Origin of the sequence: Clostridium sp. (assembly GCF_050717515.1) — a bacterium.
GTDB lineage: Bacteria > Bacillota > Clostridia > Clostridiales > Clostridiaceae > Clostridium_AD.
Map to the genome: position 1 here is coordinate 1 of NZ_JBOITL010000034.1, position 19,673 is coordinate 19,673.

11 protein-coding genes and 1 pseudogene are annotated in these 19,673 nt (G+C 32.8%); 8 read left to right on the top strand and 4 right to left on the bottom strand.

Features of this window, described 5'->3' with window-relative positions; genetic code table 11:
* Positions 1–123: 123 nt before the first annotated feature.
* The 3 genes and pseudogenes from ACREV6_RS18570 to ACREV6_RS18580 all read left to right on the top strand — a co-directional run.
* Positions 124–279 (top strand): annotated as a pseudogene (locus ACREV6_RS18570) (ACT domain-containing protein); the annotation flags it as partial.
* Between the two features lie 25 nt (positions 280–304).
* Positions 305–1,603 carry a diaminopimelate decarboxylase gene (gene lysA, locus ACREV6_RS18575; RefSeq protein WP_431579535.1) on the top strand — a complete coding sequence of 433 codons (1,299 nt, stop codon included), beginning with the start codon at positions 305–307 and terminating at the stop codon, positions 1,601–1,603.
* A gap of 127 nt (positions 1,604–1,730) precedes the next feature.
* Positions 1,731–2,411 (top strand): SLAP domain-containing protein, encoded by a 681-nt coding sequence (locus tag ACREV6_RS18580; protein ID WP_431579536.1) that lies wholly within the window; start codon positions 1,731–1,733, stop codon positions 2,409–2,411.
* A gap of 94 nt (positions 2,412–2,505) precedes the next feature.
* Here the strand turns inward: ACREV6_RS18580 and ACREV6_RS18585 are convergent, their stop codons facing one another.
* The 3 genes from ACREV6_RS18585 to ACREV6_RS18595 form a co-directional block, all read right to left on the bottom strand.
* On the bottom strand, positions 2,506–2,868 hold the full coding sequence (locus ACREV6_RS18585) for a DUF2085 domain-containing protein (RefSeq protein ID WP_431579537.1): 363 nt from the start codon (positions 2,866–2,868) through the stop codon (positions 2,506–2,508).
* Entirely contained in the window at positions 2,861–3,169 is a 309-nt protein-coding gene (locus tag ACREV6_RS18590; protein ID WP_431579538.1) for a zinc ribbon domain-containing protein, read from the bottom strand. Before ACREV6_RS18590 ends, ACREV6_RS18585 begins: the two co-directional genes overlap by 8 nt.
* A gap of 437 nt (positions 3,170–3,606) precedes the next feature.
* Positions 3,607–4,794, bottom strand: coding sequence for a cation diffusion facilitator family transporter (locus tag ACREV6_RS18595; RefSeq protein WP_431579539.1), 1,188 nt, complete (start codon positions 4,792–4,794; stop codon positions 3,607–3,609).
* A gap of 173 nt (positions 4,795–4,967) precedes the next feature.
* Between ACREV6_RS18595 and ACREV6_RS18600 the strand changes: the two genes are divergently transcribed.
* Together ACREV6_RS18600 and ACREV6_RS18605 are read left to right on the top strand one after the other, a co-directional pair.
* On the top strand, positions 4,968–6,269 hold the full coding sequence (locus tag ACREV6_RS18600; RefSeq protein ID WP_431579540.1) for a M18 family aminopeptidase: 1,302 nt from the start codon (positions 4,968–4,970) through the stop codon (positions 6,267–6,269).
* Between the two features lie 257 nt (positions 6,270–6,526).
* Positions 6,527–15,157, top strand: a complete 8,631-nt coding sequence (locus tag ACREV6_RS18605) for a glycoside hydrolase family 94 protein (protein ID WP_431579541.1) — start codon at positions 6,527–6,529, stop codon at positions 15,155–15,157.
* 54 nt (positions 15,158–15,211) lie between these two features.
* Here the strand turns inward: ACREV6_RS18605 and ACREV6_RS18610 are convergent, their stop codons facing one another.
* Entirely contained in the window at positions 15,212–15,421 is a 210-nt protein-coding gene (locus ACREV6_RS18610) for a hypothetical protein (protein ID WP_431579542.1), read from the bottom strand.
* A gap of 346 nt (positions 15,422–15,767) precedes the next feature.
* On the opposite strand from ACREV6_RS18610, the gene ACREV6_RS18615 reads away from it, so the two are divergent.
* From ACREV6_RS18615 to ACREV6_RS18625, 3 genes are all read left to right on the top strand, one after another.
* Positions 15,768–16,142: a desulfoferrodoxin gene (locus ACREV6_RS18615; RefSeq protein ID WP_431579543.1), complete on the top strand. Its 375-nt coding sequence runs from the start codon at positions 15,768–15,770 to the stop codon at positions 16,140–16,142.
* Positions 16,143–16,497: 355 nt separating this feature from the next.
* A complete protein-coding gene (gene trpS, locus ACREV6_RS18620) occupies positions 16,498–17,496 on the top strand; it encodes a tryptophan--tRNA ligase (RefSeq protein WP_431579544.1) in 999 nt (332 codons plus the stop codon).
* A 526-nt stretch (positions 17,497–18,022) separates the two neighbouring features.
* Complete coding sequence (locus ACREV6_RS18625; RefSeq protein WP_431579545.1) at positions 18,023–19,618, top strand: peptide chain release factor 3; 1,596 nt, start codon at positions 18,023–18,025, stop codon at positions 19,616–19,618.
* Positions 19,619–19,673 lie beyond the last annotated feature (55 nt).

Consider the following 19,673-nt stretch of genomic DNA (forward strand, 5'->3'; position numbering starts at 1 on the left):
AAATTTGTTTGCACACTGGAAAATGGGAATATTACCAACAGCCGAATGATGGGAGCCGTATGAGCTGAGAGGTTCACGTACGGTTCTGAGAGAAACTAAGGGTGAAGTTCCCTTGGTTTACTTACTTCTGGAGTAGCGGCTAGGATGTTTAGGGTTTTTAGCAAAAACGATATCGAAATTAAAATGATTACTACTTCAGAAATAAGAATTACTTGTGCTATTAAAACAGAAGATAAATTAAAGGCTATACAGGTTATTGCAAAGGAATTTAATATGTAAATAAGGGATAGAAGGAGGGATTCATGTGAGATTTTTTGGTAATATAGTGGCTGAAAATAATAAATTGAATATTGCAGGCGTTAGTGCACAGGTTTTAGCTAAGGAATACGGCACCCCTCTTTATGTAATGGATGAACAGCTTATACGAGATAATTGCAAAAGATTTTGTAAAGTGTTTAAAGGTAGTGAAGGTGGTAATAAGGTAGCATATGCGGGAAAAGCTTTTTTAACTATAGCTATGTGTGAAATTGTAAAAAGCGAAGGACTATATTTGGATGTAGTTTCAGGGGGTGAATTATATACTGCCTATAAGGCTGATTTTCCATTAAGAAAGGTATATTTTCATGGTAATAATAAAACATTGGATGAAATTGAAATGGCAATAGAACTAGGGGTAGGAACTTTTGTGGTAGATAATCTTCATGAAATGGAGATTATACATAAAAAGGCAATGGGAAAAGGCATTATGCAACGGGTTCTTCTTCGCGTAACTCCAGGCATAGAAGCCCATACTCATGAGTACATAAAAACTGGGCAAATTGATTCAAAGTTTGGGTTTACTGCATTAAATAACGAACTGGAGGGAGTTATAAAAACTGCGCTAAGCTTTTCAAATATAAAGCTGGCAGGACTACACTGTCATATAGGGTCTCAAATTTTCGAGTTACAACCTTACAGAGATGCTGTGGGAATAATGTTGTCTTTCATTAAAGATATTAAAGAAAAATTCAGTTATGATATAGAAGAATTAGATCTAGGGGGAGGATTTGGTGTTTATTATAACGAAGGTGATGAGCCAAAGGAAATAGAGGACTTTTGCGCAGTAATAATTGAGGAAGCTAAAATTAAGTGTATAGAGTATGGAATAAATTGTCCAACTCTTGTAATAGAGCCGGGCAGGTCTATTGTAGCTAATGCTGGAATTACCTTGTATACTGTAGGTGCTATAAAGGATATACCAAATGTAAGAAAATATGTGGCAGTAGATGGTGGCATGACAGATAATATAAGACCGGCATTATACAATGCAGAGTATCAATGTGTATTAGCAAATAAGGCAAGTGAGCCTTGTACGGAGGTAGTTACAATAGCTGGTAAGTGCTGTGAAAGTGGAGATATCTTACTGGAAAGTGTAAAATTACCAGTGGTTGATACTGGGGACCTTATGGCTATACTTTCAACGGGGGCTTATGGATATTCAATGAGTAGTAATTATAATAAAATACCGAAGGCACCTGTAGTTTTAGTAAGTGTAGGTAGGCATAAACTTATATGTAAAAGACAAACCTACAAAGATATTATTGTTAACGAAGTTTGCTTATAAATGAAAAAAACAGTATAATTCTAAATGGAAATGAGATAAACTAAGCTATTTTGATGTAGTTATTTATCTGTGAGTCAAATGAACCTATATATTTAGGTGCACAAAAACACGAGACGGAGGAATACAAATGAAGAAAAGGTATATAGCAACAATCATGTTAGCAATATTATCACTTAGCATAGTAGGCTGCGATAAGAAAGAAGTTTCACCTACTAAAAATGAATTAGGGGTAGTAACACAGCAAAAGCCAGATGATCAAACAAAGAAAAAAGTCGAAGAGGAAGCAAAACTGAAGGCAAAAGCAGAAGCAGATCAGAAGACACCGCAGGCAGCTGCAAAGCCAGATAATCAAGCAAAGAAAAAAGCCGAAGAAGAAGCAAAACAGAAGGTAAAGGCAAAAGTAGATCAGAAGACACCGCAGGTAGTAGCAAAGTCAAATCCTAAACCAACTACAACTACAACGAAAAAGGTTACTAAGTTTGAGGACTATAATAATCCGCGGTTTTTAGATAACTGTGTAAACATTAATCCGGAACAAGCATATTATGAGGGTAATAAATTTGTTATCATTGCTTATGTTACAAATGGGATAAACAGTAATATATATAATGTAAATGTAAAAAATATCACCGTATCAAATGATCAAGGAGTAATTGCCAGTGATGGCTTCGGGGTAATGCAGGGAGCTACAATAGGTACAAAACAATTTATCACATGGAAGTTCACATTCTCGGCTTCAAGTGTAAAAATGCAGGGAGCAGATCTCCAATATCTGAAGACAAAATCAGGAACAACCTATAATTATTAATAGAAAATGCAGGAAGAGAGGGTACCTCTCTCTTCCTGCATTTTTCCATATAAAGTACCACATCGCGATGGAATGAAGTGAACACCCACTTATACTACCCCAAAATATAATTTGATATTATTTTTGCTATATTTAAACTTAAAAAAATTTCTAGCTTAAATAAACATATAGTTCCTATTCCAGCTAAAATACCTGTAATTAATCTTCTCGTATTTGTACTTTTAAACCAACCTAAATATTGTACTCCGCCATCAATCACCAAAGGAATTATTAATAAAAGTCCCCAAGCAGTTTTAAATCCGTCAAAAAATATTATATATGTGATACCTATAATATATCCTAGTAAAATACCTGTACATCTGGCACATATTGGGAATTGTTTTCCTTTATAAAAAAAAGATCTTTCAGGAAGTCTATGACAGAAAAAAAGATATTTTAAAATAACATTATCATGCACTAAATACTGTACTAATAAATGTACGAACAAATACTATGGCTAAAGATACTACGGGAATAAGAATCAAAGTACCAATTACAGATAGCATCCACTTACAAATTAACTTAGCGCTATTTGGTTTTTCATCCCTCCAACAAAAGTATAGTATTAATCCAATTATAGGACAGCAACAAGAGCATATTCCTGCTAAGTGAGAGGGGTTATCTGGTCTACATTTTAAAGTATTATTAGTGGGTACACCACAATACACACATAATACTGCATTACTATTAATTTCTTTTCCGCAATTGGCACAAAACATTTAAATTCTCCTTTTGTAATTCTTTACTAACGGTTTAAAAGATAGTATCTATGTTGATCTCTAGTGACAGCTTGTCCCATATTCCTATTATAAATAATATAATCAGTAGCTATTATAGTACTTAAAGATGAGCCTACAATTGTATCAGTAATAGCTATTTTTGATCCGTTCTTTAACTCAATGAGATTACTTTATTTAATATAACAGAAAATTAATTGGTTTTCAAGAATAAAAAAATTATATCTGCTAATGTAAATGATTATATATTTTATTAATACGTTCATTTCTTAGCTATTCATAAATAAACAAATGCTATGTTTTTAAACTTTGTATGGTATTAATAAAAAGAATTTGATTGAAGAATCCAGATATAAACAAAATTTGAAATTGTTATATTCTGAATTCTCAATTCTCAATTTTAAATTTTAAATTGCAATCTATTGTACCCCTAAATAATCTCTATCCAGTGTCATCAAGGCATTATACTGAGGGCAGCACTTTTTAAGTTCATTATTAATTTCATATCCTAGTTTGGATTCATCATCTGAAGTGAAACTTCGGTTAAAATCAATTACAGCATCAAAAATTAAATTTTTATATTCGCCACTACCTACAATTCTAAAATCATGAATTGATTTTATTATGGGAAAATTTGATAATACATTTAAAAGCTCTATTCGACAATCATTAACCTCTTTATCATCTGTATTTATAGGGTCCATGTGAATAACTATATGTATGTCAAATTCATCAGAAATTTCTTTTTCAGCTTTGTCTATAATTTCATGAATCGCAACTATAGAAATATCGCAGGGAACTTCTGCGTGAACAGACCCCATGCATCTACCGGGTCCATAGTTATGGATAACTAAATCGTGGGCGCCAGTAATATGGTCATAGGATAGTAGCTTTAATTGGATACCTTTCACAAGGTCCACATCAGGAGCTTCACCAAGCAAGGGATTCATTGTGTCTTTTATAAGTGAATATCCAGCATAGATTATAAAAAATGAGACCAGCATTCCTATGTATCCATCTATAGGAAAGTCAATCCAAATAGAAAGAAGCAGTGATAGCGCAACGCAACTTGAACTAACTACATCGCTCAATGCATCAAAGGAAGAAGCCTCAAGGGCAGAAGAATTTATAGCCTTGCCTAGGGTTTTATTAAACCTACTTATCCAAATTTTAAAGATTATAGAAACTAATATTAACATAAAGGGTATAAGGTTGAAGATTACTTTTGAGGGATTAACTATTCTACTATAGGAGGTTTTAATAAACTCAAAACCTACTAGTATTACTAAGAAAGAAACTATAAGTCCCGAAATATATTCAAGCCTTCCATGACCAAAAGGATGCTCCTTATCTGCAGGTTTACTAGCTAGCTTAAAACCTAAAATTGTAATAATTGAAGAAGCTACATCTGAAAGATTATTAAAGGCATCTGCAGTAACTGCTATACTATTTAATAGTATTCCTATAATTAGTTTTGTAGCAAAAAGAATTAAGTTTACTATAATTCCAACTAAACCACCTAGGTAACCATAGGCCACTCTTACTTTTTTATTACTAGTGTCTTCAGGATTTTTTATGAATTTTGAAATTAAAAATTTTGATAACATATTTTCACCTCTGAATAATAGTATAATTTAAACTATTAATTTTTAAACATATATTCTACAATTTATTATAGCATTTATTTAGATTTTATAGAAATATTATCAAATAATTTGTTATACTAATGATTGGATAAGCAAAATGCTTATTTAAATTAATATGCATTGGAGGAATATATATGAACAAGGAATTAGAATTTGCCAAAGAGCTTATTGATTATATTTATGATAGTCCAACAGCGTTCCATGCTGTAGCAAATGCTAAAGAGGATTTACGCAGTGAAGGGTTTGTGGAAATTAAAGAAGAAGAAAAGTGGAACATTGTAAAAGGCGGAAAGTATTTTGTGACTAAAAATGACTCTGCTCTAACTGCTTTTGTAGTTGGAAAGGGAGAAATCGAAGAAACAGGCTTTAAAATTATTGGAGCCCATACAGATTCACCTAGTTTTAGGATTAAACCAGCACCAGAAATGATAGTAGACAATACATATGTAAGATTAAACACGGAGGTTTATGGTAAACCAATATTAAATACTTGGTTGGATAGACCACTAGCTATAGCTGGAAGGGTAACTTTAAGAAGTGAAAATATTTTATATCCAGAAACCAGGCTAGTGAATATTAATAAGCCTATAATGATAATTCCTAATTTAGCTATTCATATGAATAGGGATATAAATACTGGGGTTGAATTAAATAAACAAAAAGATACATTACCACTACTTTCAATGGTAAGCGGAGAATTAGAAAAAAACAATTATCTTATGAATGCCATTGCAAGTGAATTATCTGTAGAAAACAAACAGATTATAGACTTTGATTTATTCCTTTATGAATACGAAAAGGGATCAATTATAGGTTTGAATAATGAATTTATTTCAAGCTCAAGATTAGATGATCTCGCCATGGTACATGCAGGGATAAGAGCACTAGCTAAAACCAACCCAGTAGAGGCAACAAATGTAATGGTTTGCTTTGATAACGAAGAAGTAGGAAGTTCAACTAAGCAGGGTGCTGACTCAAATATGTTAGTTGATATTTTAGAACGCATTACAATATCACAGGGTAAAAACCGAGAGGATTTTTTAAGAGCTATTTCTAAATCCTTTATAATATCTGCAGATAATGCTCATGCTGTTCATCCTAATAGTCCTGAAAAGAATGACCCAACAAATAAGCCTTATATTAATAGAGGACCGGTTATAAAAATTAGCGCTAGTCAAAGCTACACTACTGATAGTAATTCTGATGCAGTTTATGAATTAGTTTGCGAAAAAGCAGGGGTTCCAGTTCAAAAATTTGTAAATCGTTCTGATGCCAAGGGGGGGTCAACTATAGGACCAATATCATCGGCGCACTTAAATATACGCTCAGTGGATATGGGAAGCCCGACCTTGGCTATGCATTCTATAAGAGAGCTAGGCGGAGTTTTAGACCATACTTATGTTACAAAAACCTTTGAAGAATTTTATAAAATTTAGTAGAAATATAATGAAAAGAAGGGGATGTTAATCACATCCCCTTCTTTTTTCTTTTAGTACGCTAAAAAAAGTATATATTACGTAAACTGCATTCGAACAAGCTTAGAATTACTTAGCGCAGTGAGATGCAGTTGTAGTAATATATACTTTTTATTATTTTTACTAATAATTAAATGGTTAGTTGGAGATAATAATTTAAGTTAGTCCTAAATCTTCATAAACATAATTAACAAAAAAGCGTTGAAAGGGTGGTTATAGTGCTGCAAATTACATTAGGGGCAATAGTGGTAATAAGTGTTTTAATTTACCTCGTGATAAGGAAAAACCTAAATTACTACCAAGAAGAAAATTTACTGAAAGATATTCCAACTATAAATGTGAATAGAGAGGATTTAGAAAAACATGCCTCTGAAATAGCACGTCATTACTCTGATATCAGGAATACTAATTGCAAGAAGAAACTTATTAGTAATTTAGATAGAAGCTATGAAAAGATATTAAAAGGCTATGAGGACGTATATAAGCAAGGAAAAAATAAAAGAGAGGTAGTACCTGCCGCAGAATGGCTTTTGGATAATCTTTACTTGGTAGAGAAGGAGTATAAGAGTATAAAACATAATATGCCAAAAACATATTATAATGACCTACCAGTTATATACAAAGGAGTTATGAAAGGATATCCCAGGGTTTATCATATTGCTATTGAAATAGTATCCCACACGGATGGTAGAATTGATGAAAGTGTTATTGCAAACTTTATTAGGGCTTACCAAAAGAATACTTTACTAACCTCCGGGGAACTATGGGCTATGCCTATAATGCTACGAATAGCATTAATACAAAATATTAGTAAGATAACTGAGAAAATTGTTAATGCAGAGCAGGATAAAAAAGAAGCAGAACTTGTTGCAGAGCGATTAATTAATAGTTTCAATGAAGGTAAAATCCACACTGCAGTATCAATACTAAATAGTGAAAAGCTCACATTTAATTCTCATTTTACAGAGAGATTATTGAAATTACTCAGGGATAATGGTATTGATTCTAAAGATGTTTATGATTATATAGATGAAAAACTTCAAGCGCTTGAAACAAGTTCAGAAAAAATTATAATTTTAGAGCATCAAGCAGAAGCTAATTTTGAAATAGCTATGGGTAATTCTATTAATAGTATAAGAGTCATTGAAGGTTTAAATTGGAAAAATTATTTTGAAAAACTAAGTTCTGTAGAGTGTATATTGAGGGATGACCCAGCTTGCATTTACGGAGAAATGGATTTTAAGTCAAGAGATAATTATAGGCATGAAATAGAAAAGATATACAAACATACAGAACTTCCAGAATCCTATATAGCAAAAAAAATTATTGAATGTTGCAAGGAAAGTGAGGCATCAGAAAGCAATGTTTATAAACAACATGTTGGGTATTATTTGATAGATGAAGGAATCCAACAATTGAAGGAAAAAATAGGATACAAAAATACAGGTATAAGCTGGCTTACAAATATCACAAAAAAGAATAGAGAAAAATTATATATAGGTACTATTATTGTGTTCACAATGCTAATAATGTCTCTGTTTATTGTGTTTAGTCTATTATATGATAATGATAAAGTATTATGGAGATATATTGTAGCTATAATTGTTATATTAGTGCCTTGTAGTGAAATAGCAATATCGATTTTAAACTGGAGTGTAAGTGTTTTAATTTCTCCATCTTTTATTCCTAAAATGGAGTTTAAAGAAGTAATACCAGAGAAATTTAGTACAGTTGTAGTAATTCCAACCTTACTCAATAATCCTTCTAGGGTAGAAGAGTTAATAGGTGACTTAGAAATATACTATTTAGCAAATGCCCAAAAAAATTTGTATTTTGCTTTACTTGGAGATTTTAAGGATAGTGACACAAGGGAAGAAGAAGGCGATAAAGCAGTAGTAAGCCAAGGGCTTTTAGCCATAGAATCACTAAATAAAAAGTATTGTACTAATGGGAAAGAAATATTTTTCTTCTTAAACAGAGTAAGGAAGTACAATAAAAGTGAAGATAAGTGGATAGGATGGGAAAGAAAACGTGGAAAGCTTATGGAGTTTAATGAGTTTCTTCGAGGTAGTGAAAATACCAGTTATAATGTAATAAGTAGCAATGCACAGATATTGAGATCGGTTAAATATGTTATTACCTTAGATGCAGATACAAAGCTTCCAAGGGACTCTGCTAAAAAATTAATAGGTGCCATGGCGCATCCCCTAAATAATGCAGTTATAAACTATGGTAAAAAAACTGTGGATAGAGGATATGGGTTAATGCAACCAAGGATAGGTGTATCAATACTTAGTGCGCATAAAACTCTATTTTCAAAGATATTTTCTGGTGAAACAGGCATAGATATGTATACTACGGCTGTATCTGATGTATATCAGGATTTATTTGGAGAAGGAATTTTTACTGGAAAAGGGATTTACGATGTAGATGTTTTTAATTATATGCTAAAAGATGAGATACCTGAAAATACTGTTTTAAGCCACGATTTGTTAGAGGGGGCGTATGTTAGGACTGCATTAGTTACGGATGTGGAGTTTATAGATGGATACCCAGCTTATTACAATTCTAGTTGTATGAGACTACATAGGTGGACTAGAGGGGATTGGCAATTATTACCTTGGCTTAAAAGTACTTCACCTTTAAACAAAATGTCTAAATGGAAAATATTAGATAATTTGAGAAGAAGTTTATTAGCTCCTAGCATTACAATACTCCTTATACTTACTTTAGGTGGGATATTGCCTGATGGCACGGATAAATGGTTTATTACAGCCTTTGTTGCGATAATAGCCCCTATACTTTTTGACGTAACAGAAGCTGTAGTCTCTCCGGCTATAGGTATAAGTTTATCAGGTAAAATTCAAAATAGTAAGATGGCTATAGAACAGGTATTTTTGATTTTTTGCTTTATACCTTTCCAAGCATACCTTATGCTAGATGCCATAATTAGAACCTTATACAGATTGATTATTAGCAAGAAAAATTTATTAGAGTGGCAGACTGCAGCAGATGTGGAGGTGAAACTAGGAAAAAGACTTAAAAATTTTATAGCTTTTATGTGGATGGGTAGTGCAATTTCACTGTTGATTTTATTTCTAGCATTTAATAGTGCTGCAAGCATTGGAATTCTTAGTATACCTTCCTGCGCTATATGGCTTTTAAGCCCTTTAGTTGCCTATTTTATAAGTCGCGATAGAGGTTTAGAAACACTTGAAATGAATGAACAAGAAGTGCTTTTCTTAAGGAAAATAAGCAGAAAAACTTGGGCTTATTTTGAAGATTTTATTAATGATGAAAATAATTGGCTTGGACCTGATAATTACCAGGAAGATCCACCTAATGGAGTAGCACATAGAACTTCACCAACGGATTTAGGTATGGATTTGACCTCAAATGTAGTTGCCTATGATTTAGGATATATAGGAATCATAGATACTGTAAGTAGGATAGGGAAGATTATGACTTCAATGGAAGACATGGCTACTTACAAAGGCCATTTTTATAATTGGTATGATACTAAAACTAAAACACCACTTTATCCAAGATATGTGTCCACTGTGGATAGTGGGAATTTAGTTGGTTACCTGTGGTTAGTTTCACAAGCACTTGAGGATTATTTGGGTATGCCAATATTCAACTCTATGCAAGCTAGAGGGCTACAAGACACCATAAGGCTGGCTAGTGACGAAATAGAAGGAGTAACAGGAGCAAAGGAATTATATCAGGTCGTCATAGGAGCTATAAACAATGATAAAATAGATTTTAAATCCTGGGAAACTATGCTTGTAGAATTAGCTATTAAAATTGAAGAAGTGGAAAAAATTGAAATAGAGAAAGAACTATATTGGAACAAAAAACTCAAAGGTGATGTGGAAGGGTTTTTAGAGGAAATAAATGAATTTTTCCCTTGGTTTAATATTGCCTTCGAAGAAAACATTGATTTAGATATTAGTGATTCTTTAAGGAACTTAATAGAAAACACAGCTTTAAAGGCTATTCCAATAAAAATAAGTAAAATATTAAATATGTTAAATAATAAGCCTCATAGTGATGAATATTTAAAAAAATTAAAAATATCATTACAAAACACAAAAGAAAAATCTCAAATGATTATTAGTAGTATTGAGAACTTGAAACAAAGACTAAACTCTATGGCGGAAGCTACAGATTTTAAAATGGTATATGACAAAGACAGGGAATTGTTTAGTATTGGATATGACGTAGAGAATGATAATTTAGGTAAGAGCTATTATGATTTATTAGCCTCTGAATCAAGGCAGGCTAGCTTTGTTGCCATAGCAAAAGGCGATGTTCCTAAAAAACATTGGTTTGTGCTTGGCAGATCCATGACTATTATGGGAAAAAGTAAGGGCCTTGTTTCTTGGAGTGGAACTATGTTTGAATACCTGATGCCCCTACTTATAATGAAAAATTACAAGGGTACAATGCTGGATGAAACTTATAAAGCTGTAATTCAGGCGCAAAAGAAATATTGTACTGAAAAAGAAGTGCCTTTTGGAATCTCTGAATCTGCATATTACAATTTTGATGTGAATTTAAATTATCAATATAAGGCATTCGGAATAGCTGGAGTAGGCTTAAAACGAGGCTTAGCAAATGAATTGGTTATTTCACCCTATTCTACGGTGATGGCATTGCAAACTGATTTTAGAGGGTCTTACGATAATCTTCGCAGACTTGCTAGTGAAGGATTAGAGGGGATTTATGGTTTTTATGAAGCTGCAGATTATACTAAAAATAGGATACCTAGTGAGGAATCTAAAGCTATTATTAAGTGTTTTATGATTCACCATGAAGGAATGAGCTTAATGGCAATAGACAATGTATTATCAAACAATATTCTCCAAAAAAGATTTCATAGCTTGCCAAAGGTTAAAGCTACAGAGTTATTGCTTCAAGAAAAAATATCTAAAAGAGTAGTATATGATAGAGAGCATAAATTTAATGTATCAGGGACTACTATAGGAAAACAAAAGATTATAGTTAGAAAATATACTACTGCAAACACAGAATCGCCAGAAACACATTTAATTTCCAATGGAAGTTATTCTCTAATGATTTCTAATAGTGGGGCGGGGTACGCTTCAAGGAATAGGACTATGATTTACAGATGGAAGGAAGATGTTACTAAAGACAATACAGGCATGTTTGTATATATCAAAGATGTTAATGAAAATGAATACTTCAGTGCGGCTTATGAACCTTGTAAAAGTGAAGGGGATAGTTATGAAGTAACCTTCGCCTTAGACAAAGCTGAATTTACAAGGGGTGATAACAATATTACTACTCGTATGGAAATCACTGTATCTACAGAAGATGACTCAGAAGTAAGAAGATTAACCATTACAAATCATGGTACCAAGAGTAAAAATTTAGAAATAACTAGTTATTTAGAAGTAACACTGGCTCATTATGATGCTGATATTGTGCATCCAGCTTTTGGTAATCTATTTGTAAAAACAGAGTATTTAGATAATCCTAGCTGCATCCTGGCAACTAGAAGACCTAGAGCTAAGGGGAAGTTGCAGCCTTGGCTTATGCAAACTGTTGCAACTTCAGGGATTACCCTGGGAACTGTTCAATATGAAACTAGCAGAGCAAATTTTATAGGGCGTGGTGAAAATATAATACACCCTATAGCAATGAAGCGAGACTCACTTTTAACTAATACTGTGGGAGCGGTCCTGGACCCTATAATAAGTTTAAGAAGAAGGGTTAAGATAAAACCTGGTGAAACTTGCATTATAGCCTTCACTACTTCAATAGCTAATAGTAAAGCGGAAGTAATAAGTTTAGCTAAAAAATATAGTGAATTTCATAATGTAGATAGGGTATTTGATTTAGCATGGAGCCAAACTCAGGTAAATATGAAATATTTAGGCATAAAATCTACCCAAGCAAACTTATATCAAGTAATAGCTTCTAAAATTTTGTTTTTAAATTCTACGTTTAAAGAAAGAGGAGAATTTATAAAAAAGGTAAACAAGGGGCAATCTACACTTTGGGGATATGGTATTTCAGGAGACTTACCTATAATGCTCCTCATAGCAAGGGAGAGCAAAGACAGAGACTTAGCCAGGCAACTTGTAAATGCGCATGAATACCTAAGTCTTAAAGGGCTAAGAGTTGATTTGGTAATAATAAATCTTCAAAAAACTTCATACGATCAGCCGCTGCAAACTGATATTAAAAATTTAATAGGCAGTAGTCACTTAAGAGATAAAGAAAATAAACCAGGTGGGATATTTATACTTAATAAGGCAACTATCTTGGAGGAAGATATAGATCTGTTTATAGCTATAGCTAGAATAGTCATAGATTCCAGTAATGGAATGCTAGTAACTCAAATTAGGAATAACAATGAGAAAATAGAAAAACAACCACTTTTGATAAAAGCAGAAAATAAATTCGCTTTTAAACCTCACAAGTTCGATATTAAACCATTAGAGTACTTCAATGACTTAGGAGGCTTTGATGTAGAAAATGAAAATTACACTATCTTACTTAAAGATTATAATAATACACCAGCACCGTGGATAAATGTAATTTCCAATGGCGATTTTGGATTCCATGTATCAGAATGCGGAGCAGCTTATACTTGGCAGGGCAATAGTCGAGAGAATAAAATTACCACTTGGTCAAATGATTGGGTAAGTGATGAACCTTCAGAAGCTATATATTTGAGAGATGATACTTTCGGGAATGTGTGGTCAATTACACCCAAACCTATAAGGGATGGTGGAGAATACTTAATCCAGCATGGCTTTGGATATTCAAATTTCAAACATGAGGCTTATGGAATTATGGGTGAAGTAATCATGTTTGCCCCCATGGAACATAACCTTAAGCTATGCAAAATAAAACTTGTGAATAATAGTGATGTAGCTCGTGAACTAAGTATAACCTATTATGCAGAACTTGTAATGGGTGTTGCACGGGAACATACTGCTGAGCATATTGTTACTTATTACAACGAAGAAAAGAAATATATATATGCTACAAATACTTATAGTCAGAATTTTGGTAAATTAAATGCCTTTTTAAAATTAGTTGGAGGTGAGAATGGAAGCTTTACTGGCGATCGAGGCGAGTTCCTAGGTAGGGGAGGTAGCGTAGAAAGCCCAGATGCACTAAAGAGAGTAAGACTTTCAAACACTGTAGGAGCTGGAATAGACCCGTGCTTAGCGGTTACGTCAAAAATTCATCTAGAACCTAATATGGAGATAGAACTGGTAGCTATGTTGGGTGAAAATGAGGATTTAGATAGTATTTCTAATGCTATTATGGAATTCGAAAATATTGAAAGTGTTAATACGCAGTTACAAAAGGTGAAGGATTATTGGGGGAAATTACTTCATACGCTACAAGTTAAGACTCCGGATAAGAGTATGGATTTAATGCTTAATGGATGGCTAATGTATCAAACAATAGTATGTAGACTTTGGGCAAGAACTGCATTTTACCAATCCGGTGGAGCCTATGGTTTTAGAGATCAGCTTCAGGATGTTATGTCAGTGAGTCTCTTAGAACCTAATATGACTAAAAAACAAATTTTACTTAGTGCTTCAAGGCAATTTGTTGAAGGTGATGTGCAACATTGGTGGCATCCAGTTGTAGATAGTGGAATAAGAACAAGATTCTCTGATGATTTATTATGGTTACCTTTTGTAACTATGGAATATATAAAAAACACAGGGGATTTTGATATCCTTGAGGAAAGTGCGCAGTATTTAATGGATACGCCACTAGCCGATGGGGAAGATGAAAGATATAACATTTCAGGAAAGTCAGATTTTACAGGTAGTATATATGAGCACTGTACTAAAGCAATAGACAAAGCTCTTAAATTTGGTCCTCATAACATTCCATTAATGGGCAGTGGAGATTGGAATGATGGAATGAGTACTGTAGGAAACAAAGGAAAGGGTGAAAGTGTATGGCTAGGTTGGTTTTTATATAATATATTAGAGGAGTTCGCTCAGGCTTGCAGTTATAAAAAGGATGAGGCCAGACTTAAGAGATATAAGGAGATGCAAGATTATATACGGATAAATATAGAGGATAATGCCTGGGATGGCAATTGGTATAGGAGAGCATATTTTGATGATGGCACAGCGCTAGGTGCATCTGAAAATGAAGAGTGTAAGATAGATTCTCTAGCTCAATCCTGGGCAGTTATATCTGGGGCTGCCAATAGTGAAAGAGCGGGGATAGCTATGAAGTCCTTAGAACAGTATTTAATAAAAAAAGATAAGGGAATGATCTTACTTTTAACTCCACCTTTTAATAAATCTACTTTGGAGCCAGGGTATATCAAAGGCTATGTACCTGGAGTTAGAGAAAATGGAGGTCAATATACACATGCGGCTACTTGGGTAATTCTTGCCTTTGCTAAACTTGGAAGTGGTAATAAAGCAACGGAGTTGTATAATATGATAAACCCTATTAATCATACAAAAACCTTGACTGATTGTGAGAGATACAAAACTGAGCCTTATGTAATGACTGCAGATGTTTATGGAAAAGAACCTCATGTAGGACGCGGAGGGTGGAGTTGGTATACTGGAACTTCAGGATGGATGTATACAACGGGAATAGAAGCTATTTTAGGGTTTAAACTAAAAGAGGGAAAAGGATTTACTATTGAACCTTGTGTTCCAGAGGAATGGTCACACTATGAGATTATTTATAAAAAAGACAAATTTGAGTATGTGATACAGGTTAAACGCCAAGGCAAAAAAGGTATTTGGCTCGATGGAAATTTATGCGAGGATGCGTTGGTGCCATTTATTGATGGAGTGCATAAAGTAGAGGTTATAATTTAAAAAAACGGATAACTTCTAAAAAGAAGTTATCCGTTTTTATGTGCATATGAAGAGTTAATCTTCTTCTATATCTAAAAGTTCTTCACCACCATAATAGGTGTAGTCAAATTCCATATTAGAAATATTCATAGCAACAATAGGGTCAGTTACTGGGTCGGGTAGTATAGTATAATCTTTTTCGGAATAAGATCTAATTTCGCTGGGTTCTACATCATAAAAATCTCTTTGGTGAGGCGCATACATTTTCATTTCTTTTTTGCTCATTTTTATACCTCCCTTTATATTTATATAATATAGTGTTCCACACAAGGGAAAAAAAATGACGGTAATATTAGTTAAATCATCACCCAAATAAACTTTTACAATCTTAGATCTAAAATAATAGAGATATTAGAAGGCGTTATATGCAATAATAAAAATATTATTAGTGCATATAACCAATTGGTTTAACTTAAAATATATAAGTAACTAAAAATTCACAATTTAAAAGAGGAAACAATAGAAAAGTGTAGAATATATATAGTTATAGTAGTTATCAATAAATAACTATTATAGATTAAAAGGATTATAATCAGATTTATAAGGTTCTAAATTTAAAGGAGGAATAATAATGACTGAATTAAGACAAATTTACAAATGTGAAATATGTGGTAATATAGTTGAAGTGGTTCATAATGCTGGAGGAACTTTAGTCTGTTGTGGAAAACCTATGACGCTTAAGGGTGAAAATACTCAGGATGCAGCAGTTGAAAAACATGTTCCAGTAGTAGAAAAAATAGAAGGCGGAATTAGAGTTATGGTTGGAGCAGTTGAGCATCCAATGACAGAGGAACATCATATTGAATTTATTGAAGTGCATACAGAAAATAAAGTGTACAGAAAATATTTAAAACCAGGTGAAAAACCAGTAGCAGAATTTAAATTAGATGAAGAAGTGTTATTTGTACGTGAATACTGCAATTTACATGGTCTTTGGAAAGCATAATATTTTAAATTTATATTGACAATTTAAGTAAAGAGGAATACTATAGTTTAAAGACATTTAAAATTTTATAACGTTATAGTCTTTGATGAGAAGCAAGTAAATTTAAAAACAGGTTTTCAGAGAGTCGTAGATAGTGTGATTACGATAATTATGTTTAAATTGAATGGGTCTCTAAGACTCGGGATGAATTGCAGTAGTCCTTGACGTAAGCCTTACGTTATAAAGGTAGGATATCGTATAGTGTATCTGTTTGAGTAGAAGCATTAATATAGCTTCTAAGTATTAGGTGGTACCGTGTATATGCGCCCTATGGATTTATCCATAGGGCTTTTTTTAATTTAAGGAGATGATTATTTTGGAAGGTAATAAAAAAGTAATATTTAGTGGAATTAAACCTTCAGGTGACTTAACTTTAGGTAATTATTTAGGAGCTATAAAAAACTGGGTTAAATTACAAGAAGAATATGAATGCTATTTTTGTGTGATGGATTTGCATGCCATTACAGTAAAACAAGAACCAAAAGATTTGAGAAGGAGATCCTTAGAACTATTAGCTATTTATTTAGCTTCAGGAATTGATCCTGAGAAAAATACCATATTTATTCAGTCACATGTCCCAGCTCATAGTGAAGCTGGTTGGATGTTAACTTGTTCCACTTACATGGGGGAGTTAAGTAGAATGACTCAATATAAAGATAAATCTAAAAATAGTGGAGAAAGTATATCAGCAGGTTTATTTAACTATCCGGTCCTGATGGCAGCAGATATATTATTATATCAAACTGGTTTAGTTCCTGTAGGAAAGGATCAACTTCAACATCTTGAAATTGCAAGGGATATAGGGGAAAGATTCAATAGGATATATAGCGACACCTTTGTAATTCCGGAAGCATATGTACCCAAATCAGGGGCTAAGATAATGGATATGCAAGATCCAACTAAAAAAATGTCTAAATCAGAAGAAAATATTAATGGATATATTTTAATAATGGATCCACCAGAAGTTATAAGAAAGAAAGTAAATAGGGCTGTTACAGATAGCTTAGGAGAAGTTAAGTATAATGATGAGCAATTAGGTGTTAAGAACTTAATGACTATACTAATGACTTTAACTGGTATGTCTATAAAAGAAATTGAAGAAAAATATGAAGGCTTAGGCTATGCTCAATTTAAAAAAGATGTAGCAGAAGCAATAGTTTCTGAACTTGAACCTATACAAAAGAAGATTGCGGAATATACAAGTAACAAAGCTTATTTAGAGGAAATTTATAAAAAAGGTTCTGAGAAAGCTAACTATGTTGCTAATAAGACATTAAGAAAAATGCAAAAGAAAATAGGATTTATACCTAGGTAATGAAGTATAAAAATTCTACTGCGTGCCTTGCAAAAGAGCTTGAAACCTGAAATTCCATTTAGAAATTCTAATCTTTTGCGAATATAATATTCTCTAACGCTCACACTCGCCGTCCTGGCTCGGGTTCGCTAGCCTGCCGTCATGGCAGGCTTACGAGAATTTTATATTCGCAAAAGAAGAATTTCTAAATGGAATTTCAATGGTTTCTGCGCTTCTTATTGCAAGTCACTACGTAGAAATTTCATACTTACTATTAATCTACTGTTATAAATAGTCCTTGGGGTGATTATAAAGCTGATTACAGAACTTTGTAATTTAGTAAACTAAGGGTCTGTGAAACTAATTATAGAGTATCTATCACACGCGTGGTACAAGCGTAGTTGACAGAAATGTTCATAAAAGCTAAAATCAATAGGTAGAGAATTTAAAATAAAAAATTTTAGAATCACTAGAAATGCAGAAAGTGGTTGTAGGAATATATATTCATAGTACATATTAAAATACTTAAAAAAGGAGTATGATAACCTTGCTGGATTACATAAAAGAGATTCAAAAAAGAAGAACATTTGCTATAATTTCTCATCCGGATGCTGGTAAAACTACACTTACAGAAAAGTTATTATTATATGGAGGAGCAATAAGGCTTGCAGGTTCAGTTAAAGCTAGAAAAGCCTCTAAACATGCAGTTTCTGATTGGATGGAAATAGAAAAACAAAGAGGTATTTCTGTTACATCTTCAGTTATGCAGTTTAATTATAAGGATTTTTGCATAAACATACTTGATACACCAGGTCACCAAGATTTTAGTGAAGATACTTATAGAACACTTATGGCTGCAGATAGTGCCGTAATGATTATTGATGGTGCAAAAGGAGTAGAGGAACAAACAAGAAAGTTATTCCATGTATGTAGTATTAGAGAAATACCTATTTTTACCTTTATTAACAAGATGGATAGAGAAACTAGGGATATATTTGAACTTATGGAAGAGATAGAAAATGAATTTGGGATTAAATCTTACCCAATGAATTGGCCTATAGGTTGTGGGGTAGATTTTAAAGGTGTTTACGATAGACGAACAAAGGAAATTATTGTTTTTGATGATGGAAAGCATGGACAAATAGCAGCTAAAGAGACAAAAATTAATGCTTCCGATGAAAAGGCAATTGAACTTATTGGAGATGTACTATATGAAAAGCTTATGGAAGATATGGAGCTTTTAGATGTAGCAGGTGATGATTTTGATTTAGCGAAAGTAGCTACTGGAGAGCTTACCCCAGTATTTTTTGGAAGTGCTTCAACTAATTTTGGAGTTGAACCCTTTTTAGATAACTTTTTACGATTAACATCATCTCCATTACCAAGAAATTCAAGCATAGGTAAAATAGATGTTTTCAGCAAAGATTTCTCTGCTTTTGTATTTAAAATTCAAGCTAATATGAATAAAGCTCACAGAGATAGAATGGCTTTTATGAGAATTTGTTCGGGACAGTTTGAAAAAGGAATGGACGTTTATCATGTGCAAGGTGGTAATAAAATAAAATTAGCGCAGCCACAACAATTTTTAGCACAAGAGAGAGAAATAGTTGAGGAGGCTTATGCAGGAGATATTATTGGAGTTTTTGATCCAGGTATATTTAGCATAGGAGATACAATATGTGCTTCATCAAATAAATTTAAGTTCGAAGGAATACCAACTTTTGCACCAGAACATTTCGCAGCCGTTAGAACTGTTGATACCATGAAGAGAAAGCAATTTATAAAGGGTGTAACACAAATAGCTGAAGAAGGTGCAATCCAAGTGTTTAAGGAACTTCATATAGGTATTGAACAAATTATAGTTGGGGTTGTAGGAGTGCTTCAGTTTGAAGTATTAGAATTCAGACTTAAAAATGAATATAATGTAGATATTAAGATGGATAGATTGGCCTTTAAATATATAAGATGGATTGAAAATAGTAATATAGACAAAGAAGAACTTAACTTGACTAGTGATACTAGAATAGTTAAAGACCTAAAGGAAAGAGACCTATTACTGTTTCAAAGTGATTGGTCAATTAGTTGGGCAATAGATCATAATAAAGGTTTGATTTTATCAGACGTTAGTAAAAATGACGACTAATTCAATAATAAAGAAAAAAATCTCTTGAAATAATTTCAAGAGATTTTTTCTTTTA

Coding starts and splice junctions, on each gene's coding strand:
- ACREV6_RS18610 (WP_431579542.1), bottom strand. CDS start 15,421: ATGAGCAAAAAAGAAATGAAAATGTATGCGCCTCACCAAAGAGATTTT.
- ACREV6_RS18580 (WP_431579536.1), top strand. CDS start 1,731: ATGAAGAAAAGGTATATAGCAACAATCATGTTAGCAATATTATCACTT.
- ACREV6_RS18595 (WP_431579539.1), bottom strand. CDS start 4,794: ATGTTATCAAAATTTTTAATTTCAAAATTCATAAAAAATCCTGAAGAC.
- ACREV6_RS18590 (WP_431579538.1), bottom strand. CDS start 3,169: ATGTTTTGTGCCAATTGCGGAAAAGAAATTAATAGTAATGCAGTATTA.
- ACREV6_RS18600 (WP_431579540.1), top strand. CDS start 4,968: ATGAACAAGGAATTAGAATTTGCCAAAGAGCTTATTGATTATATTTAT.
- ACREV6_RS18615 (WP_431579543.1), top strand. CDS start 15,768: ATGACTGAATTAAGACAAATTTACAAATGTGAAATATGTGGTAATATA.